We start from the raw sequence: 24,988 nt of genomic DNA, 5'->3' as shown, positions 1-24,988 counted from the left end.
CCCGGCTGATGGAGATCGACGAGCTGACGGCAGCGGAAGTGCGGGTGTGGCGGGCGTTCGCCACGGGTGCGCTCGTGGACTTCCGCGAGACACCCGAGGAGGACCCGGCCGGCGGCGGCACCTGGGGACCGGAGCGCACCGTCCGTGCCGAGGTGGTGCGGACGCTGCTCCTCAACGGCCCCCAGATGGACGGCGAGGTGGCCGCGCTGAGCCTGGCGGGCGCCCGGATCACCGGCTTCCTCGACCTTCAGTACGCGACGGTCGACCACCCCGTGCGGCTGCGGCACTGCCACTTCGAGGAGGTGCCGCGGCTGTACGCCTGCCGGCTGCGCGAGCTGAACCTGAGCGAGTCGGTGCTGCCCGGGCTGGTCGCCCACGCGATGCGGGTCGACGGGGTGCTGCGCATGACCCGCTCCCGCTTCCAGGGGCCGGTGCGGCTCGGCGGAGCCGAGATCACCGGCAGCGTGTACATGGAGAGCGCCGAGGTCGCCGCACCGGACGCCGACGAGCCGGTGCTCCAGCTCAACCAGGCCGCCCTCGGCGCCGACCTGTGGGCGCCCGGGCTGCGCACCCGGGGGCAGATACGGCTCAACGGCGCGAGCGTCGCCGGGTCGCTCAACCTGAACGAGGCACGGCTGGCCAACCCGGGTCTGCCCGCCCTCGACGCGGAGACGCTCGGCGTGGAGGGGCACCTGCTGCTGCGGCACGCGGAGGTGCGAGGCTGGGTCGGCCTGCGCGGCGCCCGGATCGCCGGCCGCCTCGACCTGTCGTACACCCGCCTGTCCCACCCCGACGGAGCCGTGCTGCGCGTCGGCAGCGCCACCATCGGGGAGCTGTGGCTGCGCAAGGGCGGCCCGCTGGAGGGCGCCCTGAGTCTGCGCCGCGCCCAGCTGGACGTGCTCTACCTGGAGCCGGAGAAGGTGCCCGAGCGGGTCCACCTCAGCGGGCTGGCGTACACCACCCTCACCCCCCATGAACCCGCCGAACGGCGCCTGCCGATGCTGGAGCGGGAGGGCGACGGCTACGTCCCGCAGGTCTACGAGCAGTTGACGGCCGCGTACCGCCGCATCGGCGACGACCGCGCGGCCCGCCAGGTCCAGCTCGCCAAGGAGCGCCGGCACCGCGGCACCCTCCCCTGGTACGGCCGGGTGTGGGGGCACGTACAGGACGCCACCGTCGGCTACGGCTTCCGCCCGCTGCGCGCCGCCGCCTGGCTGCTGTCGCTGCTGGCGGTCGGCTCCGTCGTCTACGCCCTGCACCACCCGGCCCCGCTGAAGGCGGACGAGGCCCCGCCGTTCAACCCGGTGTTCTACACCCTCGACCTGCTGCTGCCGGTGATCTCCTTCGGGCAGGAGCCGGCGTACGCCCCCGAGGGCTGGTACCAGGCGCTGGCGTACGGGCTGGTGCTGACCGGCTGGATCCTGGCGACGACCGTGGTCGCCGGTGTGTCCCGGACGGTCAGCCGCCAGTAGCGCGGCGCGGAATCCCGTACACCCGCTCCACCCGCAGCCGCAGGACCATGCGGCGGTCGCGGACCATGGCGGCGCGGTAGTCGTCCCAGTCGGGGTGTTCGCCAAGGACGTCGCGGTAGAGGCGGATGAGCTCCTCCACCGTCTCGTCGTGGGGGTCGCGTGCGACCGGTGAGAGGTCGGCGGTGCCCTCGGCGACCGTGTAGGCCCAGCGGTCGGGGGTGGTGACGTGGTAGGACGCCCGGGGGTCGCGGCGCAGGTTGCGGGTCTTGGCGCGGTCGGCCGTGATCGAGACCCGGATGATCCGCTCGTCGGGGTCGTAGGCGTGGCTGACGTTCGACAGCTGGGGGCGGCCGTCGCGTTTGAGGGTGACCAGCACTCCCCCGTGGCTGTCGGAGAGCAGTGCGAGAAGGGCGTCCTGCGTCGCGTCCTGAGTCATGTCTTGGGCAACGGGTGGGCGGGCGGTCGGATTCCCTCCGTTTCCTGCGCCACGATGCGTCTGAGGTGCTCAGGTGCGGGTATGCCGGATGTCACCTCGACGAGCACGACGGAGGAAAAGCGATGGCACAGCTGTGGCAAGAGGTCGACCCGGGCGAGGCGGGGCTGGACGACAAGGCGCTGGACCGTCTGGACCAGCATCTCGCCCACTACGTCGACGAGGGGCGCCTGCCGGGTTTCCTCGTGTCCGTCGCCCGTGGCGGGCGCGTCGCCCACCTCACCACGCACGGCCTGCGGGACGTCGCGGCCGGGCTGCCCGTCGAGAGCGACACCCTGTGGCGGATCTACTCCATGACCAAGCCGGTCACGGCGGTGGCCGCGCTGATGCTGGTGGAGGAGGGGCGGCTGTCGCTCGACGACCCGCTGGAGCGGCACCTGCCGCAGTTCGCGGAGCCGCGGGTGTACGTCAGCGGCTCCGGGCCCGAGGACCTGGTGACCCGCCCGGCGGCCGGGCCGATACGCGTGCGGCACCTGATGACGCACACGGCGGGCCTGACCTTCGGCTTCTACCACACCCACCCGGTCGACGCCCTCTACCGCGCGGCGGGCCTGGAGTCGTCGGTGCCGCCGGGCAAGGACCTGACCGCGACGATGGAGGTGTACGCGAGCCTGCCGCTGCAGTTCGATCCGGGGACGCAGTGGAACTACTCGGTGGCCAGCAACGTGCTCGGCCGGGTGATCGAGGTGGTGTCCGGGCAGCCGCTCGACGTGTTCATGGCCGAGCGGGTCTTCCGGCCGCTGGGCATGACGGACGCCGGGTTCTGCGTGAGTCAGGAGCAGGCGGGACGGCTGGCCGAGATGTACGGGGAGGCGAGCGACGGCGGCATCGAGGTGATCCCGGGGCTGCCGCTGCACGGCCGGCCCCGGTTCCTGTCCGGCAGCGGCGGCATGGTGGCCTCCGCGCACGACGTCCACCGCTTCATGGAGTTCCTGCGCCGCCGCGGCGAACTCGACGGCGTACGGCTGCTGACGCCCGGGACCGTGGAGCTGATGACCTCCAACCACCTGCCGGGCGGCGCCGACCTGCGCTCGTTCGGCAGCAGGCCCGCGCACGACGAGCCCGGCAACGAGGGCGTCGGCTTCGGCCTCGGCGTCTCGGTGGTGATCGACCCGTCCCGTACGCAGGCCCCCTCCGCGCTCGGCACGTACGGCTGGAGCGGGGTGGCGACGACGACGTTCTGGGTGGACCCGGGCCGTGACCTGACGGTGCAGTTCATGACGCAGGTGCGGCCCAAGTCCTCGCACACGATCTTCCGGGACCTCAAAGCGCTGGTCCACGAGGCCGTCGCCGGGTGAGCCCTACTCGTTCGCGAGGCCGAGTTCGCGGCAGGCCTGACGGAACCGGTCCAGGCAACGCCCCCACGGCCCGCTGACACCGAAGTCGAGCAGGTGCGGCAGCAGGGCGGCGGAGAAGTCGGTGCTGGACTCCTTCGGCAGCAGGGAGGGCAGGTTGTCGATGGCGATGAGGTCCAGCGGGGGCTGTGCGCGCAGGCGGCGCACGGGGGCGTCCCAGTCGGTGGTGCGGTCGTAGACCGGCAGGACGTTCAGCGGGGAGCCGACGTCGCACGTCACGTCGCACAGGGTGCGCAGGCGGCGGGCGGGGTCGTCCAGGTCCTGCTCCCGCAGGAAGGGCGGCACGGGGCTGGTGGCGAGGACCGCGTTGACCATCACCTCGTGGTCGAGCAGGGCCCGGCGGTCCAGGTCGCGGGTCTCGGCGACATCCCAGCAGGTCGGGTCGGTCCCGGCGGTGGCGAAGGCCACCCGGGCGCCCCGGCCGCTGCGGCCCAGCGCGCCGACCACCAGGGCGGTGAGGGCGGGGTCCGCGGCGGCGGGCCGGAGCGTCTCGTCCAGCTCCTCCTTCGTGGTGGGGGTCAACGGGGCCGTCAGCCTCCCCCGGTGCTGGAGCACGGCGAGCGCGGCGCCCAGGTACCCGGCCCAGAAGCCGAAGGCGGCGAGCCGCCGCCCGCTGTCGTCGACCAGGTACTCCAGGTCCAGCAGCGCCCCTTTCCCGGCGGTGAACCGGCGCAGCAGCTCTGCGGCGCCCGGCTGCTGCTTGTAGGCGTGTCCGAAGAACACGTGGCGGTGTGCCAACTCCGCGGGCTCGTCGGGCAGTTCCTTCAGGCCGACGACGACGGCGTCCCGGGGCGCCGACACCCAGGAGCCCGCGGGCGCGACGCCGCAGCCGGCCGCCTCGTACTCCTCCACGGGGAAGATCCGCTGCGGGGACTCCTCCACGGTCACCCGTACGCCGGCCTCGACGAGCCGTCGGGCGTCGGACGGCACGATCGGCGTGCGCCGCTCGGTGCTGCGGGCCTCGTGGCGCAGCCACAGGTGGAGCTCGGTCATACCAGGTGGTCCTCCGGGCGCGGAGCGCCGGCCGCCGACCGGCCGGCGCTGAGCGGACTGACGTCCCCGAAGAGTACGCGGCCCGAAGGCGCCGTCAGGACCAGTGCGCCACCGCGTCGAGGTGGGGCAGGTGGTGGTCGAGGCGCTCCCGCTTGGTGCGCAGGTAGGTGATGTTGTTCTCGCACGGCTCGATCAGCAGCGGCACCTGCTCGGCGACCTTGATGCCGTGCTCCAGCAACGCCTCGCGCTTGCGCGGGTTGTTGGACATCAGGCGCACCGAGCGCACCCCGAGGTCGTGCAGGATCTCGGCGGCGACGCGGTAGTCGCGGGAGTCCACCGGCAGGCCGAGCGCCAGGTTCGCCTCCACGGTGTCCAGGCCCTCCGCCTGGAGCGCCATGGCGCGCAGCTTGGCGAGCAGGCCGATGCCGCGGCCCTCGTGCCCTCTGAGGTAGACGACGACGCCGGCGCCCTCGGCGACGACCGCGCGCAGCGCGGAGTCGAGCTGGTCGCCGCACTCGCAGTGCTGGGAGCCGAACGCGTCGCCGGTCAGGCATTCCGAATGCAGTCGCACCAGCACGTCGTCGGTGCCGATCTCGCCGTAGACGAGCGCCACTTGCTCGTCGCCGCGGTCGTGGTCGAGGTAGCCGACCGCCTGGAATTTCCCGTACACCGTGGGCAGCGGGGCATTCACGACGCGTTCCGCGCCGGTGCGCTGCGGGGACTTCTTGCCGAGGACGCCAACTTTTTCTGTCATGATTCTCGAGTTCCTAAGCAGAGACGAAAGGCCGTGAAGCAATGAGTGGTTCGGGGACGCGGGCGGCATTCGGTCCGGTGGCGGGACTGCTGCCGGTGGACACCACGGAAGACGTACGGACGCGGGGCTCGGGTGTCTCAACGCAGGTCGCGGTGCTGCCCGTCGGGAGCTTCGAGCAGCACGGCCCGTACCTTCCGCTGGCGACCGACACGCTGGTGGCCTGTGCCGTCGCGCGGGAGATCGCCGGCGCGTACCCGGTGCACCTCCTTCCTCCGGTGACGATCTCCTGCTCGCACGAGCACGCGGCCTGGCCGGGGACCGTCTCCATCTCCTCGGTGACCCTTCACGCGGTGATACGGGACATAGCGGCTTCGCTCCGCCGTTCGGGCGTCGACGTCCTGGTGGTCGTCAACGGGCACGGCGGAAACTACGTACTGGGCAACGTCGTTCAGGAGTCCTGCGCGCGGGGCGAGCGGATGGCGCTGTTCCCTGCCGTGGAGGACTGGGAGGCGGCGCGCGAGCGGGCGGGGGTGGCCACCTCGCTGCTCACCGACATGCACGCGGGGGAAATAGAGACCTCCATCCTTCTGCACGCGCACCCGGAATTGGTCCGCCCCGGATACGAGACCTCCGATTTCGTCGCGGACGACCGGCGTCATCTGCTCTCCCTCGGTATGTCCGCCTATACCGATTCGGGCGTCATCGGACGCCCTTCCCTCGGCTCGGCGGAAAAGGGGAAGGAACTGCTGGCGAGCCTCGCGGATTCGTTCGCCGCGTATTTCTCGCTGCTGACCGGTGGGAAGGACGCCGAGCCCGGGCGGGACTGACCGGCGCGCAGGCCGCCGTACCAGCGGGCGAGGAGGACGACGACGCCGGGCAGGCTCGCCACCAGGCTGAGCACCCCGTAGACGACGGCGACGGCGAGGCCCCTGCCCGCGCCCAGCCCGGCGGCGCCGAACGCCCAGGCGGTGACGCCCTCCCGGGGCCCCCAGCCGCCGACGTTCAGCGGCAGGCTCATGGCGAGCAGTGCCAGCACCGCCAGCGGCAGCAGCACCGTCGCCGGGGCCGCGGTGCCGGCGACACGGGCGGCGAGCACGAACATCGCCACGTACCCGGCGAGCACGACGACCGAGGAGGCCAGGACGCCCGGCCCGTTGCGCCGGGAGACCAGGCTCTCGCGGGCCTCGGTGAGCGTGGCGCGCAGCGCCCGGCCACGGCGGGACGGACCGCGGTTCATCCGCACGGCCAGGACGACGGCGAGCGCGCCGAGCGCGGCCAGGCCCGCGAGCGGGGCGAGGTGCCGGGCCTCGGCCAGCACCGGCGACGGCATGGTCAGCAGCACCACGGCGCCGACGGCGAACAGCGCGAGCTGCCCGGCGGCCCGCTCCAGCACCACCGACCGCACGCCCCGGCGCAGGTCGCCGGTGCTCTGCCCGTGCCGCACGGCCCGGTGGACGTCGCCGAGGACACCGCCGGGCAGGGCCGCGTTGAGGAACAGGGCGCGGTAGTAGTCGGCGACGGCCGCCCCGAGCGGCAGCCGGATGCCGAGTCCCCGGGCCACCAGGGCCCACCGCCAGGCGCTGCACACGGTGGTGACGAGGCCGATGCCGAGCGCCGCGAGCAGGCTCACCGCGTCGATCCGGCGCAGCCCGTCCAGGAACACCCCGGTGCCCAGCCGCCACAGCAGCACGGCGAGGATGGCGATCCCGGCGAGGGTGCCGAGGTGGGCGCGCAGGCCGCGCGGGGCCCGGCGGGCCTCCTGGTGCGCGGGCCCGGCCACCACCGGCGCCTCGGCCGTCTGCGCGCTCATGAGGCTCCGCCCGCCGGCCGGCACAGGGCGAGCAGGTCGCTGTGGTGGACGACCACCCGCAACTCGCCCGCCGCGCAGGCGCGGAGACGTTCCGTCAGGTACGCCTCGGCGCGCTCCGCGAGCTCCGGACGCTGCTCGACGGCCGCGCCGACCCAGCCGCGCAGCCACTGCTCGGTCAGCGCGGCCTGGTCCGGGCCGAGCCGCCAGGGGCTCGGATGCACCCGTACGGTCGCGCCGTGCGCGGCGAAGGCCTCGGCGGCGACCGTGACCGCGTCGGGGCCGAGCAGGCCGGTGCGGCGCTGGTGGGCGTTGAACGCCTCGGCGATCTCCGCGTCCAGCGGGTGGGACGGGGTCAGGTCGACGCGCCCGGCCACGGACAGCGTGAGCAGGGCCGGGCAGCCGGCTCCGGCGCAGGCGGCGGCCAGGGCGTCGATCTCCTCGCGGGTGAGGACGTCCAGGAGCGCGGAGCAGGTGACCAGGGACGCGCCGTGCAGGGCGTCCGCGGTGAGGCGGGCGACGTCGCCGCGGCGGGTCTCGACGGTGACCCGGCTGCCGTCGGCGGCGGAGCGTGGGGCGGCGACGGCGGCGAAGTGCAGCAGGTAGGGGTCGCGGTCGTGCAGCACCCAGTGCTGGGCGCCGTCCAGCAGCGGGGCCAGCCAGCGGCCCATCGAGCCGGTGCCGCACCCGATGTCGTGGATCACCAGCCCGCCTCGGCCCGGCAGGTTGGCCAGCCGGATCCGCAGCGGGTCGAGCAGGTCGTGGGCGCGTGCGGCGGCGTCGGCCGGTTCCCGCAGCTGGAGCCACTCGGGCGCGTAGCGGGGCGGCTCACCGGCCTCCTCCGGCCCGGATTCCCGCAACCGCAGCGTGGCCCGCTCGGCAGGCCCCGCACCGGGGATGACCTGCCCGGCCGCCTCGGCACCTGCGCCCGGGGCGACCCGGCGGGCCGCCTCGACGGAACCCGCACCCGGCGCGGTCCGTCCGGCCGCCTCGACGGCGCCCATGCCCGGAGCCGTCCCGCCGGCCGCCTCTGCGGGACCCGCACCCGGAGTCATCCGGTCAGCCATCTCGACGGAACTCAGGCCCGGGGCCATCCCGCCGACGACCTCGACAGGCCCCGCCCCCGCGGCCATCCGGCCGGCCGCTCCGGCGGTGTCCCCAGGCCCGGGCTGGGCCGGTATCGCTCCGCTGAACTGCGCGGTCGCCGGGTTCGTCATGCGGCCCTCCGGGGCTCGGTCGGGAGTCGGCGCAGGACGGCGGCCAGACTCTGTGCCGTGGTCGCCCAGCCGTTCAGGGCGGCGCGGCGGCCGCGGGCGGCGGCCTTCAGCCGGCGGCGTACATCGGCCTCGCCGAACCAGCCGCGCAGTTCGGCGGCGATCGCCGCGGGGTCCTCCGGCGGTACGAGGATGCCGGGCACCCCGCCGTCGGGGGCGCGGCCCACCGCCTCCGGCAGCCCGCCGACGTCCGTGGCCAGCACCGGGATGCCGCGCGCCAGGGCCTCCGTCACCGCCATGCCGTACGTCTCGGCGTAGGAGGTGAGGACCATCAGGTCGGCGCTGGCGTAGCTGGCGTCGAGTGCGGCGCCGGACTGCGGCCCGGCCAGCTCCAGCCGGCCGGCCAGGCCGTACTTGGCGATGAGCGTCCGCAGGTGGGCGACGTACTGGGGGTCCTGGGTCAGGGAGCCGACGCACACGCAGCTCCACGGCAGGTCGGCGACCTTGGCCAGCGCCTCGATCAGCCGGTGCTGCCCCTTGCGCGGGGTGACGGCGGCGACGCACAGCAGCCGGGAGACCCCGTCGGTGCCGGGCGCGAGGGGCGCGATGTCGGCGCCCGGGGCGGCGACGTGCACCCGGTCGGGGGCGAGGCCGTGGTGGGAGACCAGGCGGCGCACCGCCCAGTCGCTGGTGGCGATCACGGCCGGCACGGCCCGCAGCACCGCCCGTTCGAGGGCGTCCAGTTCGGCCGCCAGGGCGGGCTCCAGCCCCGTCTCGTCACCCAGGGGCAGATGGACCAGGACGGCCATGCGCAGCCGGTCCGCCTCGGGCACGACGATCTCGGGGACCCCGCAGGCCACCAGCCCGTCGAGGAGGACGACACTGCCGTCCGGCAGCTCCGCCAGCGTGCGGGCGAGTTCAGTACGGGCCGCCGCGCCGGGCCGGGGCCAGTCGCCGGGTACGGCGTGCTTGTGCACCTGCCAGCCGAAGCCGGGCAGGTCCAGGCTCACGCGCCGGTCGTAGGCGTTGCCGCCGCTCGGCGCGGATGGGTCGTCGACACCGCCCGGCAGCACGAAGTGCACGGAGCGCAAGGACATGGGGATGATCTCGGCGTTCTTCAGGGCCGGGTGCTGCACCGGCACGTAGTTCAGTGCCGGTGCGGCCTGCCCGGGCCGCAGCACGGCCGGGGCCGCCTGCTCGGGCCGTTCGATGGTCGTGTCGGTCACAGCGCACGCTCGTAACTCGCCCAGGCGATGTGCGACTCGTGCAGGGTGACGGTGAGCCCCGCGATGCCCTTGGCGCCCTCGCCCATGGCGCCCTTGTGGATGCGTTCGGCGAGCCGGTCGGCGATGACCTTGGCCAGGAACTCGGTGGAGGTGTTGATTCCGGCGAAGTCGGGCTCGTTGTCGAGATTGCGGTAGTTCAGCTCGCTGACCACGGCCCCGAGTTCGCGGGTGGCCAGGCCGATGTCGACGACGATGTTGTCCTCGTCCAGCTGTTCACGCCGGAACGTGGCGTCCACGAGGAACGTGGCCCCGTGCAGGCGCTGCGCGGGTCCGAAGACCTCCCCGCGGAAGCTGTGGGCGATCATGATGTGATCGCGGACGGTGATGCTGAACAACGGACGACCCTCCAGGTGCGGCGCGTCTGCTCCCCGGCCGATGGCCGCCGGGGATGCCGTGTAGTACGGCTGTTTCCCTTCCCGTGTTCAGCCCCTCTTACGTTCTTTTCTCAGGTCAGGCGGTCTTGCTTTTTCCCAGGTCCGGCCTACGGAGTGTCAGCGGGTGCCGCCGTACCGCACGCGGTGGCACAGGGCGGGGATCTCGCCGGAGGCGAGCTTCGGCAGCACCTCGGGCAGCTCCTCGAAGGCGGACTCGCCGGTGACCAGGGCGTCCAGGGCGGGGTCGGCGAGCAGGTCGAGGGCGAGGGCGAGCCGGTCGGCGTAGCTGCGGCCGGCGCGGCGCGGGGAGACGGTGCCGACCTGGCTGCTGCGGATGACCAGGCGGCGGGAGTGGAACGCCTCGCCGAGCGGGAGGCTCACCTTCCGGTCGCCGTACCAGCTCAGTTCGACGACGGTGCCCTCGGCGCCGAGCAGTTCCAGCGACCGGGTCAGGCCCTGCTCGGTGGCGCTGGCGTGCACGACCAGGTCGCAGTCGCCGAGGGCGTCCCCGGGTGCGGCGAAGCCGACGCCGAGGGCCTTGGCGATGCCGGCGCGGGAGGGATCGGCGTCGACCAGCTGGACGCGGACCCCGGGGAAGCGGGCGAGCAGGGCGGCGACCGAGCAGCCGACCATGCCGCCGCCGACCACCGCGATCCGGTCGCCGACCAGGGGCGCCGCGTCCCACAGGGCGTTCACGGCGGTCTCGACCGTCCCGGCGAGCACGGCCCGTTCGGCGGGCACAGCGTCCGGTACGACGGTGACGGCGCTCGCCGGAACGACGTACCGGCTCTGGTGCGGGTAGAGGCAGAACACGGTGCGTCCGGCGAGCGCCTCGGGCCCCTCCTCCACCACGCCGACGCTGAGGTAGCCGTACTTCACCGGACCCGGGAAGTCGCCCTCCTGGAACGGCGCCCGCATGGCCGCGTACTGGCTTCGGGGCACCCCGCCCCGGAAGACGAGCGTCTCGGTGCCGCGGCTGACCCCGGAGTACAGGGCGCGCACGAGGACCTCGTCCTCGCCCGGCGCCGGCAGCTCGACGTCCCGGATCGCGCCCCGGCCGGGCGTCTCGAGCCAGAACGCGCGTGCGCTGCGGTTCATCGGAAGTCCTCCTGAACGATCGGGAAGCGGCGTGCGTACCGAGGGGTGCACCGAGTGGGTGCACAGGCCGCGCACAAGGTAGCGGCGTTGATCGACTCTGTCACACGGCCGGAGGATGTTCGGTGGCCCTGAACAGTACGTACGACGCGAGGCTCGTCCAGCAGGAGACCGCCGTGGGGGCGGGTGTGCAGGTCCTGTTGCTCGCCCTGCTCGGCTCGGCGATCGGCATGGGCCCGGCGGGCTGGCTGACCGGCCTGGCGTTCGCGTTCGCCACCTGGGCGGTGCTCTCCCGGGCCCTGCACCGCTCCCGGCTGCGCTCCTTCGGTCCCGCCAACCGGGTCACGCTGGGCCGCGCCACCCTCGTCGGCGGCGTGACCGCGCTGGTCGCGGACTCCTTCCAGGACTCCCCGCCGGTCTCGCTCCTCGTCGGCCTGACCGCCGTGGCACTGATCCTCGACGGGGTCGACGGCAAGGTGGCCCGCCGCACCGGCACCTCCACCGCGCTGGGCGCCCGCTTCGACATGGAGGTCGACGCGTTCCTGATCCTGGTGCTCAGCGTGTACGTGTCCATGGAGCTGGGCCCGTGGGTGCTGCTGATCGGCGGCATGCGGTACGTGTTCGTGGCGGCGGCCAAGGTGTGGCCCTGGCTGACCGCTGCGCTGCCGCCGAGCACGGCCCGCAAGACGGTGGCCGCGCTGCAGGGCGTGCTGTTGCTGCTGGCGGGCGCGGATCTGCTGCCGTACGCGGCCGCCTTCGGGGTGGTGGCGCTGGCGCTGGGGCTGCTGGTGTGGTCGTTCGGGCGGGACGTGCTGTGGCTGTGGCGGACCTCCAGGACCGCGGCCGGGACCGGGACCGGGACCGAGGCCGGGACCGGGACCGAGGCCGCACCCGTGCCGTCCCGGCCGGCCGTCGCCGAGCTCGTCGCCTGACGGGCCCGTGCCCTCCAGGGCAGGCCGGTCGCCGGGCTCGTCGCCTGACGGGCCTCACGCCCGGCGCGGCAGCACCACCACCGCCAGCGCCGGTACGGCGGCCAGCACCAGCCACGGCACGGCCGGGGGCAGCCCGGCGTCCAGCAGGGTGCCCGTCGCGGAGCTGCCCGCCAGGACGATCAGGCCGGAGACCGAGGACAGCGCCCCGGTGTACAGGCCGAGCCGGCCCTCCTCGGCGAGGTCGGGCACCCAGGCCCGGGCCGCGGGGGCGACGAGCATCTGGCCGAGGGTGAGCAGGACCACGTAACCGGCCGCGGGCACAAGCCCGGTGGTTCCCGTCCACCCGGCGGGCCGCGCGGCGCCCACGACCGCGAACCCGGCCGCGATGAGCAGCAGTCCGGCCGCCATGGACCGGCGCAGGGCCAGCCGCTCCCCCACCCAGCGGGTGACCGGCAGCTGCGCGGACACCACCAGCAGCGAGGACAGCGCGAACAGCCAGGCCAGCGCCGCCTGTGAACCGGTGGCGCGCTCCACCTCCTCGGGCAGGGCCAGGTAGAGCTGGTTGTAGGCGAGCAGATAGGCGCCGTACGCGCAGCACAGCGCCAGGAAACGGCGGTTGCGCAGCAGCAGCCGCGCCCCGCCCTCGACCCGGGTGTGCGCCCGGCCGGGGATGCGCTGCGGCAGCAGCCGGGCGTGCCCGGCCAGGACCAGTACGAAGATCCCGGCGCCCGCGAGGCACACGGTGCGGAAGTCGACCGCCAGCAGCAGCGCGCCGAGCAGCGGCCCGAGGAACGCCCCGGCCTGACCGGCCACGGTGAACAGCGCCAGCACCCGGGTACGGGACCCGCCGCCCGCCTCCTCCCACAGCACCGCCTGCCGGGCGACCTCCGACTCCACCGCCGGTGAGAACAGCGCGGCAGCGAACCCGATCAGCAGCACGGCACCGATGACCGTCCAGGTCCGCTGCGCGTAGCCGAGCCAGACGAACCCGGCGACCCGCAGCACACAGCCCGCCAGCACCACGGGCCGGATGCCGTACCGGTCGGCCAGTGCCCCGCCCACGACGAACAGCCCCTGCTGGCTGAACGTCCGCAGCCCCAGCACGAACCCCACCAGCCAGCCCGCCATGCCGATGGCCTGTCCGAGGTGTGCGGACAGGAAGGGCAGCACTGCGAAGAAGCCGATGTTGAAGGCGAGTTGGGTGGCGATCAGCAGCCGCAGCAGGGGCGACAGGCGGGTCCGTCCGGGCGTCTCGCGCCGGCGGACGATCGACAGGGTGGTCATCATCGGGCTGCCACCAACTCCCTTGGCTGTACTTGTGGTTCGGGTGCCTGGTCGGGCGTGCGTGGGGTCCGGCGGGGCCGTCGTACGCCGCCTGCCGCGGTGACCGCGAGGGCGCCGAGCAGGGCGAGGGCGGCGGCCGGGGCGAGGACGGCCCAGGGGGCGCGTTCGGCGTAGGGCTGGTTCTCGGCGAGCAGCAGGCCCCACTCGGGGGACGGCGGCTGGGCGCCGAGGCCGAGGAAGCCGAGCGAGGCGAGGGCCAGGGCCACGCCCGGCAGCCGCAGCAGGGCGTGGCGGGTGACGGGCGGCAGGACGGCGGGCAGCAGTGCGCGGCGCAGTAGGTACGGACGGTCCGCGCCGAGGGCCCGGGCGGCGGCGAGGTGCGCGGTGGCGCGCTCCTGCCGCAGCAGTGCGGAGGTGTGCGTGGCGAGCGGGGCCCAGGCGACGGCGGTCACCGCGAGGGCGGGCGTGGCGCCGCCGCTGCCCGCGACGGCGGCGACGAGGAGCGCGGCGAGCACGGGCGGTACGGCGGCGGCCATTTCGGCGAGCGGCCCGGACAGCCGCGGCACCAGCCCCAGCAGTACGCCGAGGAACAGGGTGGCGGCGCTGAGGGCGAGGGCGAGCAGCAGCGTGTCGAGGGCGCCGTGGGCGACGCGCGCGAGCACGTCCCGGCCGAGCGCGTCGGTGCCGAACGGATGCGTGAGGGAGGGCGCCTCAAGCCGTTCGCCGGTGTTCAGGGCGAGCGGGTCGCGGGGCAGCCCGAGGGCGAGCACGCCGAGCAGCAGACCGCCGTGCGCGAAGGGCAGGATCCGGCGGGCCGGCGGGGCCGGCCGGTGCAGGGTGGGCAGGGCGCCGTCGCGCAGGGCGGGCCCGCCGAGGAAGCGGGCCGCGAGCCGGCCGCCGCCGGTCGCCACCGCGCCGGTCAGCAGCAGGGCGAGGGTGCCGGTCTGCAGGACGGGCAGGTCCTGGGCGAGGGCGGCCTGGAGGGTGGTGCGGCCGAGGCCGGGGATGTCGAAGACCTGTTCGACGGCGACCGCGCCGCCGGTCAGGCCGACGGCGAACAGGCCGAGGTTGGGCAGCAGGGCGGGCAGACAGCGGCGTACCGCCTGACGGGCGATGCGCCGCCCCGGTATGCCCCGCGCGACGGCGGCCCGCGCCCAGGGTTCCGCGAAGGCGCCGGGCAGCAGGTCGTCGAGGAGCCGCCCGAGCACGGCCCCGGCGGGCAGGCCGAGAGCGAGCGCGGGCAGCACGGTCCACCGCGGCCCGTACCAGCCGAGCGCGGGCAGCCAGCCCAGCTGCACGCCGACGACGGTGGCGAGCACGGACGCGGTGAGGAACTCGGGCAGCGCGGCGAGCACGGCGGACCCGCTGCCGCCCCCGCGGGCCCGTCCGCCGCTGCGCAGGGTACGGGCGCACACCAGCGCGGCGGTGCAGCACGCGACGGCGAGCGCCACCGCCATCAGCAGCAGCGAGACCCCGAGCGCCCGTAGGACGCCGGGCATGACCTCGGCGCCGGAGATCCAGGACCGCCCGGCGTCGGCGCGCCACAGCCCGCCCAGCCACCCCGCCAGCAGGCTGAGCGGCCCCTGGTCCAGGCCGAGTTGGGCGCGGATGCCGGCCAGCACCTCGGGGGTGGGGTCGCGGTCGGCCGACCGGGCCTTGAGGACGGTCAGGGCCGGGTCGGTGTGCGACAGCCAGGGCAGCAGCCCGATGCCGCACACCAGGGCGAGGGCGAGACCGGCCCGCCACAGCAGGTGCCTCATGGGTCAGCGCCGCGTTCCCGTGCCGACGAGGGTGCGCTCGTACGGGTCGAGGAGCACGCCCCGCACGTCGGTGCCGACGCCGGTGATGATGCGCTGGTGCACCAGCGGCAGCACGGCGTCGGTGCGCAGGACCGCCGCCTCCGCCGCCATGGCCGCGTCCTGCCGTTCGGAACTGTCGGCGGTCCCCTCGGCCTTGGCCACGGCCCGGTCGACGGCCTTGTCGCACAGCTGGGCGATGTTGAAGCCGCCGTCGCAGGTGTGGTCACTGGCCAGGACGGCGACGGGATCGCCGGTGTCGAGGAGGGTGTTGCGGGCCAGCACGAAGGCGTCGAACTTCCCGTTCAGGGCGTCGCTCTCCAGCCGCGAGTACTCCCGCACCTCCAGCTTCACCCGGAACCCGGCCTGCTCCAGCTGCTGCTTGATCACCTGGGCGACCTCGGGCAGTTCGGGCCGGTTGTCGTACGTGGCGAGGGTGAGGGACGTGCCCTTGGCGCTTCCCGCCGCCGCCCGGTCGGCGGGCTTGACGCGCTTGCCCTCGGCCCAGGTGACGGCCGGGCCGTAGATGCCGGCACCGGGGTCGGCGTGCCCCTCGTACACGCCCCGGGCGAGCGCGGAGGTGTCGACGGCCTGGCGGGCGGCGGCGCGCAGCTTCGGGTCCTTGAAGGGACCGGAGGCGGAGTTGAGCAGCAGGCTGGTGGTGCGGGTGGTGGCGGTCTCGCGGCGGGTGTCACGGTCCAGCGTGGCCGCCTGGGAGACGGGGACCGCCTCGGCGATGTCGACCTGGCCGGTGCGCAGGGCGTTGGCGCGGGCGGTGCCGTCGGCGATGAAGCGCGCGTCGATACCGGGGGCCTGGGCGCGGCCGCCCCAGTAGTCGTCGAAACGGTCCAGGGCGGCGGAGGAGGACCCGTCGACCTCGGTCAGCTCGAACGGCCCGGTCGCGGTGCCGACCGGGTCGACGCGGCCCTCGCCCTTGTACGCCTTCGGGGAGAAGACGGCCAGGCTCGGGCTGGACAGCCGCAGCGGCAGGATCGGGTCGGGCGCGCCGGTGGTGATCCGTACGGCGTGGCCGCCGTCGGCCGTGGCCGTCAGGCGCACGCCGGACAGCGCCGCGGGAACGGGCTTGGCCTTGGTGGCGCGGGTCAGGGCGGCGGCGACGGCGGACGGGGTGACGTCGGTACCGTCCTGGAAGGTGGCCTCGCGCAGGGTGAACCGCCAGGTGCGGTCGTTCTCGCGGCGCCAGGACGCGGCGAGCGCGGGCGAGGCGGCACCGTTGGCGTCCAGCGCGGTCAGCCCCTCGGTGACCCCGAGCCGGCTGAGGAGGGTCGCGTCGGCTCCGTACGGGGAGAGGCGCTCGGCGGGCGGGAAGGCGAGGGCGACCCGCAGCCGGGAGCCACCGGCGGCGTCCCCCTTGGAGGAGTCGCCGCCCTGCGAGGCGAAGCAGCCGGTGAGCAGCGGGGCGAGGGCGAGAGCGCTCAACAAGCGGCGGGAGGTCCGGTGCATGGTGCTCACCGCCCCATCGGTATCTCGAAGTGCACCACGCCGTTGCCGCCGCCCGGGTCCTCCCGTTCGTCGTGCACGACCTTGCCGATCGACCGCCAGAACGCCTCGGCGCCCGGCACGGCCGGGTCGGTGTGCAGATAGACGGACCGGTAGCCGCCGTCGGCCTCGGCGAAGGCGAGCAGCTCCTCGACGAGACGCCGGGCGAGACCCCGGCGCCGGTGGCCGGGCCGGACGTACACGCGGCGCAGCTGGGCGGTCTCGCCGGAGGGGTAGCGCTCGGCGAGATGACGCGGGTTCGGCGGATGGGCGGGCCCCCGGGAGTCCAGCGCACCGGTGGCGACGACGTCCCCGTCGTCCGGGTCGAGCGCGACCAGGAGGGTGTGGCGGGCCGGGAGCAGGTAGGCGGACACCGGGTCGATGATGTCGCCGTGCCAGCGGGGCACGTAGCCGGTGCCGAAGTCGCGGTAGACGGTGTCGAGCATCACCGCGCGTGCGGCGTCCAGGTGTGCGTGACCTGCCGTCTTGATGCTGTAGATGTGCACTTGCACATCATATGCATTAAGGCGGGGGTGGGTGATGGTGGGGGTGGGGTTCTGAGGCAGGGCCGGGGTTGAGCCTGGGGCGGGTCGCGGGGTGGGGCCCGAGGTGGACGCCGGGGCGGATCGAGGGGTGGACCCCGAGGTGGGCGCAGATGCAGGTTCTGCGGCCGACCTGGGGTGGGCACCGAGGCGGGTGGCATGGCGGGCGCCGAGTGAGTTCGCGGCGGTTGCGAGGCGGATCCCCGGGCGACGCTGGGCCTCGGGGCGGCCGGCAAGGCGGACCGGATCGGGCGGCACAGGACACCCCAGGTCAGGTTCGACACCGGACCACGGGTCGGGCCGAACGACGGCCCCCGAGTCGGGCCGCGAGACCAGCCCCGCGCCCCCAGCGAGCCCGGGACGGGCCGCTGGACAAGCCCGAGGCGACCGGCCGGGCGCGACCCGTCGGCGAGTTGAGAGGGAGACGCGCGATTTGACAGTGATCAACACAGACCTCAACCTAGCAACATGACATCCATTTTCAAAAATAAAATCGAGGAGCAGCGGGCGTGAGGATCGCGTTCGTCGGCAAGGGCGGCAGCGGCAAGACGACCCTGTCGGCCCTCTTCTCACGCCATCTGGCGCACTCCGGGGCCCCGGTGCTCGCCATCGACGGCGACATCAACCAGCACCTGGCCGAGGCGCTCGCCCCCGAGGCGCCGGAGCCCTTCGCCGCCCCTCCCCTCGGTCCGCACCTGACCGAGATCAAGGACTACCTGCGCGGCAGCAACCCCCGCGTCCCCTCCGCCGAAGCCATGATCAAGACGACCCCGCCGGGCCGCGGCTCTCGCCTGCTGCGCCTGCTCGGCGACGACGAGCTGCACGCGCGGCACGTCGGCCGGGCGGGTGGCGTGCCGCTGATGGTGACGGGCGAGTTCGACGAGAGCGACCTGGGGGTGGCCTGCTACCACTCCAAGCTCGGCGCGGTGGAGCTGTATCTGGGCCACCTGGTCGACGGCCCCGGCGAGTACGTGGTCGTCGACATGACGGCCGGGGCGGACGCCTTCGCCTCCGGCCTGTTCACCCGCTTCGACATGACGTTCCTGGTGGCGGAGCCCACCCGCAAGGGCGTCTCGGTCTACCGCCAGTACCGGGAGCACGCCGAGCAGTTCGGCATCCGCATCGCGGTCGTCGGCAACAAGGTGACCTGCGAGGACGACCTGCTCTTCCTCAAGGAACAGGTGGGCGACGACCTACTGGCCCACCTGGTGCACTCCCCCTGGGTCCGCTCGGCCGAGCAGGGCCGCCCCGACGGCGGCCTGGACACCCTGGAGCCGCACAACCGGCACGCCCTCGACGTGCTGCGCGAGGCGGTCGACGCCCACCCCCGCGACTGGGAACGCCTGCACCGCCACGCCGTCGAGTTCCACCTGCGCAACGCCCGCTCCTGGGCGGACGCGCGGACCGGCCAGAACCTGGCCGAGCAGATCGACCCGAACTTCGTACCGGGCCCGTCCGCACTGACCTGACGACCCCCCTCTGTCACTTCCCCCTCTCCCTCTCTCGACCAGACAGGACACCCCGACATGTCTCTCGACGTCTCCCCCGAGCTCCTCGCCGAAGCCGAACGCGGCGACATCCGCGAGCAGGACTTCGTGGACACCGTCCGCACGTCCCTCCCCTACGCCTACGACCTGATCGCCTCCCTCGCCGCCGACCTCAGGACCGGCACGGCCGAGTTCACCGACAACCAGACCCCTCCCCCCTCCGAGAAGGAACGCGGCCAGCTGCTGCGCGCCCTGGCCAGCGACGCGATCCGGGGCAGCCTGGAGCGCCACTTCGGCGTGAAGCTGGCGTTCCAGAACTGCCACCGGGTGGCGGCGTTCCGGCCGGAGGCCGGGGACGGGGAGACGTATGCGCGGTTCACTTCGGTGCGGGCGCAGGTACTGAATCAGTCGCCGGAGTTCAGGGACTGCTGAGGCGGGGAAGAAGCGGTTCTCGTGATCCTCGGGGCACCTGATGTCGGCGGCGCGATGACAGGTATCGGGTTACCCGCATCCGGCAGGCGGGTGACGTCATGAGGAGTGCAGAGCCCCGAGCACGTCATGACGACGGAGCCTCTTCCTGGGGCCTCGCGCACGAAGTGGAGAGCCGCCTCAGGCCGGATCAGGTGCGGGACAGGGTCGCCGCCAGCGACTGGAACCAAGCGCCGTAGGAGAACGGCTCGGGCGCACCGACCTCCATGCCGAGTTCGGCGGCTGCCAAGGCGTAGCCCCCCTCGTCCAGAGGGAGGGCGAGCAACTCGTGGAGTTCGCCCACGAGGCGTGCGACCAGGTGGGGGTCGGTGGTGGCGGCGTAGTCGGCAACGGCGGCGTCGTGGTCGGGGAACTCGTCGACGATGTCCTGCGAGAACCAGCCGCCGAGCAGTTGCGCGGTTTCCGGGAAGCGCGCGTGCCACTCCCAGTGCGTCTGCGGGGACGCCGGTTCCGGAACGTCGCCTTCCTCGATGCTCTTCCACAGGTGGTCAGCCAGCACCATCAGCCAGTCGCCGATCTCGGACTGAGGCATCCCAGTGTCCGGGATCGCGTAGAACTCGCCCAGTTGGTGCCGGACGCGACCCGGTGGGTTGCGGCTGTACTCGCGCAGCTGGCGCTCCGCCTCCGCGATGGCCCACGGGCGGGTGTGCCAGGTGTGACGGAGATACGCGTCCAGCGCGCGACTGCGCCGCTCCGGGGTGTCGTCGGCCGGCTGCCCCAGGTAGGCGCGCATCACCTGGTCCAGCTCGCCGTAGCGGCGGTCGTGTTCGAGAGGCTTCATGGACATGAGCGGCAGCAGCCCTACAGGTAGAACGGGACAGTCGTGTGGACGACGAAGCCGTGCGGGCTCGATGGCTCCCGGCGCAGCACCACACGTGCCGCGCGGACGTCGACGGGTCCTCGCCCGGCCAGCAAGTCGCCCTCCAGCTGAACCCGGCCCACGGGCTCCTCGCGGGACGGCCAGGCGGCCTCGATGGTGAGGCGGGCCCGGGTTCCCTGGGCGAGCCAGCGGTGGATGGCCTGCTCGTTGGCGGTCACCACCTGCTGGGTCGCCCAGGGGGCGGTCATCCGGTCGGGGTAGGAGGCGGAACGGGTCAGCACGGGGGCATCCTCTCGAAGGATCTGGTCTGGGGCTGTGTACGACGGTCACTAGTGCCGCATCAGGCAACGTTCGCCCTGTTCACGATCTCGCGGAGCCGTTCGTCGGCGGCGTGCTTGTTCCGCCAGATGATGTAGCGGCGGATCATGCTGCCCTGCTCCTTGTGGCTGGCGTGGTCAGTGCCATCGAGCGTGAAGTAGCGCAGGGCGGTGAACTGGGCCTCGATGCGGTTCAGCCAGGAGCTGTTGGTCGGCGTGTATGCGAACTCGACGTTGTTGGCCGCGGTCCAGTCGCCGACCCGGGTGTCCTTCTTCGTGGTCAGGTGCGGGGAGTAGTTGTCGAGCACGATCGCGATGCGGATCTTGGGCGGGTAGAGGCTGCGCAGGTAGCGGCAGAACTCTGCAAACCTCGTCCGGCTCTTCCTCGGCTTGATGTGCCCGTAGAGCTTGTCCTTGCCCAGGTCGTAGGCGGCGAACAGGTGCCTCACCCCATGCGGGCGGGTGTAGGTCGCCCGCATGCGGGGCCTGGGTTCCCGGTCGGGATCCTTGTGCTTCCCGCTGCGCTCGGCCCACTGTCTCCCGGGGTGGGGCTGGAGGTTGAGCGGCCCGAACTCGTCCAGACAGAAGATGACGTCGGGCTCGCCGTCCTCGGGTATGACCTCGCCGTCGGCGATCGCATACAGGTGCTCCACGCGGGCCTTCTTGGCGGCATAGTCGGGGTCGCGAGAGGTCTTCCAGGTCTTTATGCGTTGAAAGGACACGCCCTCCTCGCGGAGCAGGATGCGCAGGCCCTCGTGGCTGATGTCGTCGACCACCCCCTCGGCGACCAGGAAGTCGGCCAGCTTGGCCAGGCTCCAGGTCGAGAACGGCAGGCCGTGCTCGGCCGGCCTGGACTTGGCGATCTTCTTGATCTCGCGCCGCTCGGGCAGCGTGAAGGACCTCGGGCGTCCGCCCTTGTACTTGAGGGCGCCTCGAAGCCGTCGGCGTTGAAGTCGTGGATCACATCGCGGACCCGGTCGTCGCTGGTGAACGTCACCTCGGCAATCTTCGCCACGAGCATGCCCTGTGCGGACAACAGGACCATCTGCGCCCGCCGCCAGGTCACCACCGAGCCGGTGCCCCTGCGGAGGATCCGCAGCAGCCGCCGCCCCTCATCGACATCGATCTCACGAACCCGCACCCGCCAGGCCACCGATCAGCCCGGCTGCCCGGTCCGGCCGCCGGCACGACGCCGCAGCCACACCGCCTCCGCAGGCGTAAGGTACGGGTCGGCCAGCTTAGCTTCGGTCACTTCCCGGATACGTCCCGCAGGATCGGTCCGACAGCCCTTGCACACGCTGTTCACCAGCAGACTCCGCCCCAGGCGGGCGGCCAGTCCGGGCACCTCCGCGCAGCCGATGGTCACCATGGTCATCGCAACATCCGCAGCGGGATCACCACCCCCCGCGTTGCGCCAGTCGATCACCACGGGGCCCCGCTGGGTCAGAAGCACGTTGCCCGGATGCAGGTCCAGATGCAGCACTCGGTCGTCACCTGACCTCGCGAACCGCTGGGGCAGCCACGTCGGCGCCGGCAACGCATGCAACCGGTCGTGCAGGCCGCCCAACGTTCGGCCGAGGGATCCGACCCGCCACGGGCGCCGGGCCAGCACCTCCAGCATCGTCGGCCCGGTCAACCGCTCCAGGACCATGTCGGTATCGGTGACCTCGTACACCTTCGGCACGGGATACCCACAGGCCGCCAGATGCGTCATCAACCGCGCTTCCAGCTCCGTTGGCCCGCCCTGCCGATAACGCCGCAGCACCCTGGACTCGTCCAGGGCATACACGTCAGCGTCCCGCCCCCGCCCGATCAACTCCATGCAGGGCAGTCTGTCCTGACGGCGTACCAGCCGCCAACAGGGCGAACGTTGTCTGACGCGGCACTAGTTGGAGAAGCTCCAGAACAGGCCGACCTCGGTGTCCGAGACGACGACCAGGCCGCAGTCCTCCATGAGGACGCTCAGCGGGGCGTACCCCAGGCTCTCCAGCGTGAAGTCGAGTGTGCCGGGCGCGCTGCCAGTCTTGCTGACGTTGGTGTGATAGGTGGCCTCGTCCCCGTACCGCGCGAGGATCGTGCGTGCCATCTCCCTCAGCTCGTCCGGAGACTCGTCGAAGTACCGGAGGTTGGACAGGGTGCAGCCGGTCTCGGTGAGGGCCAGGAGCAGGTTCTCGGCACTGTCCCGGTCGATCTCCTCGAGGCGCGGCGCGACGTACTCCGGGCGGTGGACGGCGAAGGGCCAGGTGGGGTTCCCCACGCGCTCCGGGTCCTTCTCCGCATCGTCGACGCGGGCCCAGCCCCGAGGGTCCGGCACGGCCCGGGCCATCAGCGCGAGAACGTCGAGCGTCCAGTCCTCGTGGCGGCGCGGGCCGGTGGCGATGTACGCAAAAGCGTCCCGGTACAGGTGGTGTACCGCGGAGTCCCAGGACGTCTGGTCGGTGGACATGTGGTGCGGGCCTTTCTCACCAGGGCTAGGGCTTGTAGGGCATCGACGTCATGACCGTGAACGGCGGGTTGCGGCTGCTGTCGTACCTGATGCGCGTGTCGATGCCGGTCACGTCGTACGCCTTGGCGTTCACCCCGCCCTCTTTGTACCCGGACAGCGGTCGAGGCGCTGAAGCACCGGCTGATCCCCTCCCCACGCGACAGCAACCGCTCGTACGCGGACTTCGTCGGGGACCTCACGGACTGGACCTCACCACCGGTCATGGGAGGCCTGTCCTCGGAAACAGCACTTGCGCCTTGCTGTAGGCTTCAGGGTCGCGTGCTCGCGCCGGGTCGTGACTTTGAGCCCTGCTGCCTTGGGCCGAGCCTGTTCCCGCCGAACGGACGGTACGGCGCCATCGTCACCGGCCGCTTGCCGGGCCCTCGGCTCGCGGCACAACGAGCCGGGCGGCGACGGAGGCGAGCCAACCGCTGGGGCTGTACGGGGCCGGAGGGTCGACCTCCATTCCTAGTTCGGCGGTGGCCACGGCGTAGTCGGACTCGTCCAGGTCGAGGGCGAGGAGCTCGTGGAGCTCACCGAGGAGCCGGGCCACCAGCTGCGGGTCGGTGTGCGCCAGGTAGTCGGTGACGGCTGCCTCGAGGTCGTCGAATTCGTCCGGCATGTCCTGGGAGAACCAGCCGCCGAGGAACTGTCCGAGTTCCGGGAAGCGTGCGTGCCACTCCCAGTGGGTCACGGGCGTGGCCGGGGGCGGGACCGCGCCCTCGGTGACGCTGTGCTTGATGTGGTCGGCGAGACAGTGGAGCCACTGCTGGATGTCGCTCTCGGGCAGTCCTACGTCAGGGACGGCGTAGAACTCCCCCAGACGCAAGCGCAGTCGTCCGGGCGGGTGCTCGGCGTACTCGCGCAACTGCCGTTCGGCGACAGCCAGCGCCCACGGGCGGGTGTGCCAGGTGTGCCGCAGGTAAGCGGTCAGCGCCAGGCTCGCTCGCTCCGGTGTGTCGTCGGCCTGCTGTCCGGTGTAGACGCGGATCACCTGGTCCAGCTCGCCGTAGCGGCGGTCATGATCGAGGGGGCTCAGGGACACGGGTATTCAGCCTCTACGGGGTCACAGGTAGATGGGGAACGTGGAGTGCACGACGAATCCGTGGGGACGGGATGCGTCGCGTCTGACGATCACTCGCGCCGCCCGCACGTCGACGGGCCCCCGCCCCGCCAGCGTCATCGCCTGGAGGAGTACCTGCCCGACGGGATCGTTCCGGGAGGGCCAGGCCGACTCGATGGTCAGTCGCGACCTCGTGGACTGCGCCAGCCATCGGTGGATGACCTGCTCGTTCGCGGTGACGACCTGCTGGGTAGCCCACTGAGCCGTTTCGCGGTCGGGATATGTAGCGCTTCGGGTACGCATGACAGTGGACCCGTCACCTGGCATCAAACGCCCAGAAAACTCCGACCTCTTCGGATGACACGACGACGAACCCGAAGTCACCGATGAACTCGGTGAAAGGATTCCAGCCGGTGATCCCGTTCGCGAGGTCCGGTGACGGTGTTTTCCGTGCTTCAGTGACGTTGCTGTAACAGGAGATTCGGTCTCCGTACCGGTGGAGCACAGCTCGAGCGTCAACGAGCGCCGCCCTGGTCTGTTCCTCAGTTCCGACCGGTCCCCATTCGTACGTCATCTCGACCAGCAGGCGAGCGGTTGTCTCGGCCGTCACGGGATACAGACGGCTCCCCAGCCCCTCCTCGGACAGCGGGACGAAGGGATAGCAGGGTCGGCTCTCGGTCCGCTGCTCGTTGCCCTTGTCCCAGTCCAGGATGATCCATCCGCGAGGATCGTCGACCTCCCGGTTCATCACCGCCAGCGCATCCCTTTGCCAGCCGGCACGGGTCCGCGGGCCGGTCGCCGCGAAGGTGTACACGTCCTCCAGTAGACGCTGGACAGTGTTTTCCCATGGGACCTGGGTCATGATTCGCATTCTCTTTTCGTACGGATCGGTCACAGCGCTGCTCGCCAGATCAATGCGGTAGACGCCGTTCTTGGTGTCCTCCGGGTTGGTCCAGCGATGCTCGGTCTTAAATTCGTTGAGCGCCCTCATACCGACTCCCTCCGCCCGCGCCTCCTGGGCTTCGAACATCGGAGCACTCCGGTGTGCTTCGTCCAACGGTCCTATAAGCGCGTCGAGTTGCGGAACGAGCACGTCGACCCGTCGGTTGTACTCGGTGACGATCGCGTTCAGCTTCGCCGTGTCCATGCTCAGGACGATGCCCTGACCGGTCGCGTCGTGACCGGTCTCGGGAATGTGCCGACGTGCGCTCAGTCGACGCGGCAGGTGCGGCCTTTGAGGCACGAGGAACGTTGTAGAGCCGTCCGGGCGTGTTTTCACCACCTGAGGGTGGTCTCGCTGTGCGGCAACGAACGGTGCGAGCGCGTCATCGACTACAGGGGAGCGCCGACCTCGGCAAGCAGCACGGGACCGTTGACACTTGTCTTGTCCCAGGAGGTGCGGCCCGTGTGCCGCCCCGGTGCAGGAGGGG

The 24,988-nt window shown here is 72.6% G+C and carries 24 protein-coding genes and 2 pseudogenes; 6 read left to right on the top strand and 20 right to left on the bottom strand.

The annotated features are described in order from the left end of the window. Positions 1-8 precede the first annotated feature (8 nt). On the top strand, positions 9-1,472 hold the full coding sequence (locus AB0K80_RS12745; protein ID WP_365668725.1) for a membrane-associated oxidoreductase: 1,464 nt from the start codon (positions 9-11) through the stop codon (positions 1,470-1,472). Here AB0K80_RS12745 and AB0K80_RS12740 read toward each other — a convergent pair. After that, the gene (locus AB0K80_RS12740; protein ID WP_365668723.1) at positions 1,459-1,908 is read right to left on the bottom strand and encodes a PPOX class F420-dependent oxidoreductase; all 450 of its coding nucleotides are present in this window, start codon (positions 1,906-1,908) and stop codon (positions 1,459-1,461) included. The genes AB0K80_RS12745 and AB0K80_RS12740 overlap by 14 nt on opposite strands. Positions 1,909-2,030: 122 nt before the next feature. Here AB0K80_RS12740 and AB0K80_RS12735 point away from each other — a divergent pair, with 122 nt between their 5' ends. Further along, positions 2,031-3,263 (top strand): serine hydrolase domain-containing protein, encoded by a 1,233-nt coding sequence (locus tag AB0K80_RS12735; protein WP_365668721.1) that lies wholly within the window; start codon positions 2,031-2,033, stop codon positions 3,261-3,263. A gap of 3 nt (positions 3,264-3,266) precedes the next feature. Here the strand turns inward: AB0K80_RS12735 and AB0K80_RS12730 are convergent, their stop codons facing one another. Then, entirely contained in the window at positions 3,267-4,313 is a 1,047-nt protein-coding gene (locus AB0K80_RS12730) for a saccharopine dehydrogenase (protein WP_365668719.1), read from the bottom strand. A 94-nt stretch (positions 4,314-4,407) separates the two neighbouring features. Further along, positions 4,408-5,067, bottom strand: a complete 660-nt coding sequence (gene ribA / locus AB0K80_RS12725) for a GTP cyclohydrolase II (protein ID WP_365668717.1) — start codon at positions 5,065-5,067, stop codon at positions 4,408-4,410. A 41-nt stretch (positions 5,068-5,108) separates the two neighbouring features. Here ribA and AB0K80_RS12720 point away from each other — a divergent pair, with 41 nt between their 5' ends. Next, entirely contained in the window at positions 5,109-5,894 is a 786-nt protein-coding gene (locus tag AB0K80_RS12720; protein WP_365668715.1) for a creatininase family protein, read from the top strand. A gap of 104 nt (positions 5,895-5,998) precedes the next feature. On the opposite strand, the pseudogene AB0K80_RS12715 reads toward AB0K80_RS12720, so the two are convergent. From AB0K80_RS12715 to AB0K80_RS12695, 5 genes and pseudogenes are all read right to left on the bottom strand, one after another. Further along, positions 5,999-6,877, bottom strand: a pseudogene (locus AB0K80_RS12715) (lysylphosphatidylglycerol synthase transmembrane domain-containing protein); the annotation flags it as partial. Further along, positions 6,874-7,773 (bottom strand): methyltransferase domain-containing protein, encoded by a 900-nt coding sequence (locus AB0K80_RS12710; protein WP_365669146.1) that lies wholly within the window; start codon positions 7,771-7,773, stop codon positions 6,874-6,876. The pseudogene AB0K80_RS12715 and the gene AB0K80_RS12710, both read right to left, overlap by 4 nt. Before the next feature lie 314 nt (positions 7,774-8,087). Beyond that, positions 8,088-9,269 carry a glycosyltransferase family 4 protein gene (locus AB0K80_RS12705; RefSeq protein WP_365669144.1) on the bottom strand — a complete coding sequence of 394 codons (1,182 nt, stop codon included), beginning with the start codon at positions 9,267-9,269 and terminating at the stop codon, positions 8,088-8,090. A gap of 41 nt (positions 9,270-9,310) precedes the next feature. Continuing rightward, positions 9,311-9,709, bottom strand: a complete 399-nt coding sequence (locus tag AB0K80_RS12700; RefSeq protein WP_365668713.1) for a 6-carboxytetrahydropterin synthase — start codon at positions 9,707-9,709, stop codon at positions 9,311-9,313. A gap of 156 nt (positions 9,710-9,865) precedes the next feature. Continuing rightward, positions 9,866-10,846 carry a zinc-binding alcohol dehydrogenase gene (locus tag AB0K80_RS12695; protein ID WP_365668711.1) on the bottom strand — a complete coding sequence of 327 codons (981 nt, stop codon included), beginning with the start codon at positions 10,844-10,846 and terminating at the stop codon, positions 9,866-9,868. A 122-nt stretch (positions 10,847-10,968) separates the two neighbouring features. Here AB0K80_RS12695 and AB0K80_RS12690 point away from each other — a divergent pair, with 122 nt between their 5' ends. Next, complete coding sequence (locus tag AB0K80_RS12690) at positions 10,969-11,775, top strand: CDP-alcohol phosphatidyltransferase family protein (protein WP_365668709.1); 807 nt, start codon at positions 10,969-10,971, stop codon at positions 11,773-11,775. Positions 11,776-11,829: 54 nt separating this feature from the next. Here AB0K80_RS12690 and AB0K80_RS12685 read toward each other — a convergent pair whose 3' ends face one another. Genes AB0K80_RS12685 through AB0K80_RS12670 form a run of 4 tightly spaced genes read right to left on the bottom strand, consistent with a single transcriptional unit; the run spans position 11,830 to position 16,861 of the window. Beyond that, positions 11,830-13,059 (bottom strand): MFS transporter, encoded by a 1,230-nt coding sequence (locus AB0K80_RS12685; protein WP_365669142.1) that lies wholly within the window; start codon positions 13,057-13,059, stop codon positions 11,830-11,832. Continuing rightward, entirely contained in the window at positions 13,059-14,819 is a 1,761-nt protein-coding gene (locus tag AB0K80_RS12680) for an ABC transporter permease subunit (RefSeq protein ID WP_365668707.1), read from the bottom strand. The genes AB0K80_RS12685 and AB0K80_RS12680 overlap by 1 nt, the downstream gene beginning before the upstream one ends. 3 nt (positions 14,820-14,822) lie before the next feature. Next, positions 14,823-16,319: an ABC transporter substrate-binding protein gene (locus AB0K80_RS12675; protein ID WP_365669140.1), complete on the bottom strand. Its 1,497-nt coding sequence runs from the start codon at positions 16,317-16,319 to the stop codon at positions 14,823-14,825. A 5-nt stretch (positions 16,320-16,324) separates the two neighbouring features. Next, on the bottom strand, positions 16,325-16,861 hold the full coding sequence (locus AB0K80_RS12670; RefSeq protein ID WP_365668705.1) for a GNAT family N-acetyltransferase: 537 nt from the start codon (positions 16,859-16,861) through the stop codon (positions 16,325-16,327). A 545-nt stretch (positions 16,862-17,406) separates the two neighbouring features. Here AB0K80_RS12670 and AB0K80_RS12665 point away from each other — a divergent pair. Then, entirely contained in the window at positions 17,407-18,366 is a 960-nt protein-coding gene (locus AB0K80_RS12665) for an ATP-binding protein (RefSeq protein ID WP_365668703.1), read from the top strand. Positions 18,367-18,423: 57 nt separating this feature from the next. Further along, on the top strand, positions 18,424-18,816 hold the full coding sequence (locus AB0K80_RS12660) for an SCO5389 family protein (RefSeq protein WP_365668701.1): 393 nt from the start codon (positions 18,424-18,426) through the stop codon (positions 18,814-18,816). A gap of 187 nt (positions 18,817-19,003) precedes the next feature. Here the strand turns inward: AB0K80_RS12660 and AB0K80_RS12655 are convergent, their stop codons facing one another. The 8 genes and pseudogenes from AB0K80_RS12655 to AB0K80_RS12620 form a co-directional block, all read right to left on the bottom strand. After that, the gene (locus AB0K80_RS12655) at positions 19,004-19,660 is read right to left on the bottom strand and encodes a contact-dependent growth inhibition system immunity protein (protein ID WP_365668699.1); all 657 of its coding nucleotides are present in this window, start codon (positions 19,658-19,660) and stop codon (positions 19,004-19,006) included. A gap of 14 nt (positions 19,661-19,674) precedes the next feature. After that, on the bottom strand, positions 19,675-19,974 hold the full coding sequence (locus AB0K80_RS12650; RefSeq protein ID WP_365668697.1) for an RNase A-like domain-containing protein: 300 nt from the start codon (positions 19,972-19,974) through the stop codon (positions 19,675-19,677). 59 nt (positions 19,975-20,033) lie between these two features. Next, positions 20,034-21,163, bottom strand: a pseudogene (locus tag AB0K80_RS12645) (IS630 family transposase). 3 nt (positions 21,164-21,166) lie between these two features. Then, positions 21,167-21,832: an aminoglycoside phosphotransferase family protein gene (locus AB0K80_RS12640; protein WP_365668695.1), complete on the bottom strand. Its 666-nt coding sequence runs from the start codon at positions 21,830-21,832 to the stop codon at positions 21,167-21,169. A gap of 63 nt (positions 21,833-21,895) precedes the next feature. Then, positions 21,896-22,456 (bottom strand): hypothetical protein, encoded by a 561-nt coding sequence (locus AB0K80_RS12635; RefSeq protein WP_365668693.1) that lies wholly within the window; start codon positions 22,454-22,456, stop codon positions 21,896-21,898. Positions 22,457-22,856: 400 nt separating this feature from the next. After that, positions 22,857-23,540 carry a contact-dependent growth inhibition system immunity protein gene (locus tag AB0K80_RS12630; protein WP_365668691.1) on the bottom strand — a complete coding sequence of 228 codons (684 nt, stop codon included), beginning with the start codon at positions 23,538-23,540 and terminating at the stop codon, positions 22,857-22,859. Positions 23,541-23,561: 21 nt separating this feature from the next. Next, a complete protein-coding gene (locus AB0K80_RS12625) occupies positions 23,562-23,861 on the bottom strand; it encodes an RNase A-like domain-containing protein (RefSeq protein ID WP_365668689.1) in 300 nt (99 codons plus the stop codon). A gap of 13 nt (positions 23,862-23,874) precedes the next feature. Further along, positions 23,875-24,705 (bottom strand): hypothetical protein, encoded by an 831-nt coding sequence (locus AB0K80_RS12620; RefSeq protein WP_365668687.1) that lies wholly within the window; start codon positions 24,703-24,705, stop codon positions 23,875-23,877. Positions 24,706-24,988: the final 283 nt, after the last annotated feature.

Source organism: Streptomyces sp. NPDC052682 (assembly GCF_040678435.1).
GTDB lineage: Bacteria > Actinomycetota > Actinomycetes > Streptomycetales > Streptomycetaceae > Streptomyces.
Note: the sequence above shows the minus strand (reverse complement) of the source record. Positions and strands in the feature narration are given on the sequence as shown.

What these genes read in the sequence shown, in the direction of transcription:
- AB0K80_RS12675 (WP_365669140.1), bottom strand. Translation starts at nt 16,319, where the DNA reads ATGCACCGGACCTCCCGCCGCTTGTTGAGCGCTCTCGCCCTCGCCCCG.
- AB0K80_RS12635 (WP_365668693.1), bottom strand. Translation starts at nt 22,456, where the DNA reads ATGTCCACCGACCAGACGTCCTGGGACTCCGCGGTACACCACCTGTAC.
- AB0K80_RS12695 (WP_365668711.1), bottom strand. Translation starts at nt 10,846, where the DNA reads ATGAACCGCAGCGCACGCGCGTTCTGGCTCGAGACGCCCGGCCGGGGC.
- ribA (WP_365668717.1), bottom strand. Translation starts at nt 5,067, where the DNA reads ATGACAGAAAAAGTTGGCGTCCTCGGCAAGAAGTCCCCGCAGCGCACC.
- AB0K80_RS12720 (WP_365668715.1), top strand. Translation starts at nt 5,109, where the DNA reads ATGAGTGGTTCGGGGACGCGGGCGGCATTCGGTCCGGTGGCGGGACTG.
- AB0K80_RS12730 (WP_365668719.1), bottom strand. Translation starts at nt 4,313, where the DNA reads ATGACCGAGCTCCACCTGTGGCTGCGCCACGAGGCCCGCAGCACCGAG.
- AB0K80_RS12660 (WP_365668701.1), top strand. Translation starts at nt 18,424, where the DNA reads ATGTCTCTCGACGTCTCCCCCGAGCTCCTCGCCGAAGCCGAACGCGGC.
- AB0K80_RS12685 (WP_365669142.1), bottom strand. Translation starts at nt 13,059, where the DNA reads ATGACCACCCTGTCGATCGTCCGCCGGCGCGAGACGCCCGGACGGACC.
- AB0K80_RS12655 (WP_365668699.1), bottom strand. Translation starts at nt 19,660, where the DNA reads ATGTCCATGAAGCCTCTCGAACACGACCGCCGCTACGGCGAGCTGGAC.
- AB0K80_RS12625 (WP_365668689.1), bottom strand. Translation starts at nt 23,861, where the DNA reads ATGCGTACCCGAAGCGCTACATATCCCGACCGCGAAACGGCTCAGTGG.
- AB0K80_RS12680 (WP_365668707.1), bottom strand. Translation starts at nt 14,819, where the DNA reads ATGAGGCACCTGCTGTGGCGGGCCGGTCTCGCCCTCGCCCTGGTGTGC.
- AB0K80_RS12620 (WP_365668687.1), bottom strand. Translation starts at nt 24,705, where the DNA reads ATGGACACGGCGAAGCTGAACGCGATCGTCACCGAGTACAACCGACGG.
- AB0K80_RS12735 (WP_365668721.1), top strand. Translation starts at nt 2,031, where the DNA reads ATGGCACAGCTGTGGCAAGAGGTCGACCCGGGCGAGGCGGGGCTGGAC.
- AB0K80_RS12640 (WP_365668695.1), bottom strand. Translation starts at nt 21,832, where the DNA reads ATGGAGTTGATCGGGCGGGGGCGGGACGCTGACGTGTATGCCCTGGAC.
- AB0K80_RS12740 (WP_365668723.1), bottom strand. Translation starts at nt 1,908, where the DNA reads ATGACTCAGGACGCGACGCAGGACGCCCTTCTCGCACTGCTCTCCGAC.
- AB0K80_RS12745 (WP_365668725.1), top strand. Translation starts at nt 9, where the DNA reads ATGGAGATCGACGAGCTGACGGCAGCGGAAGTGCGGGTGTGGCGGGCG.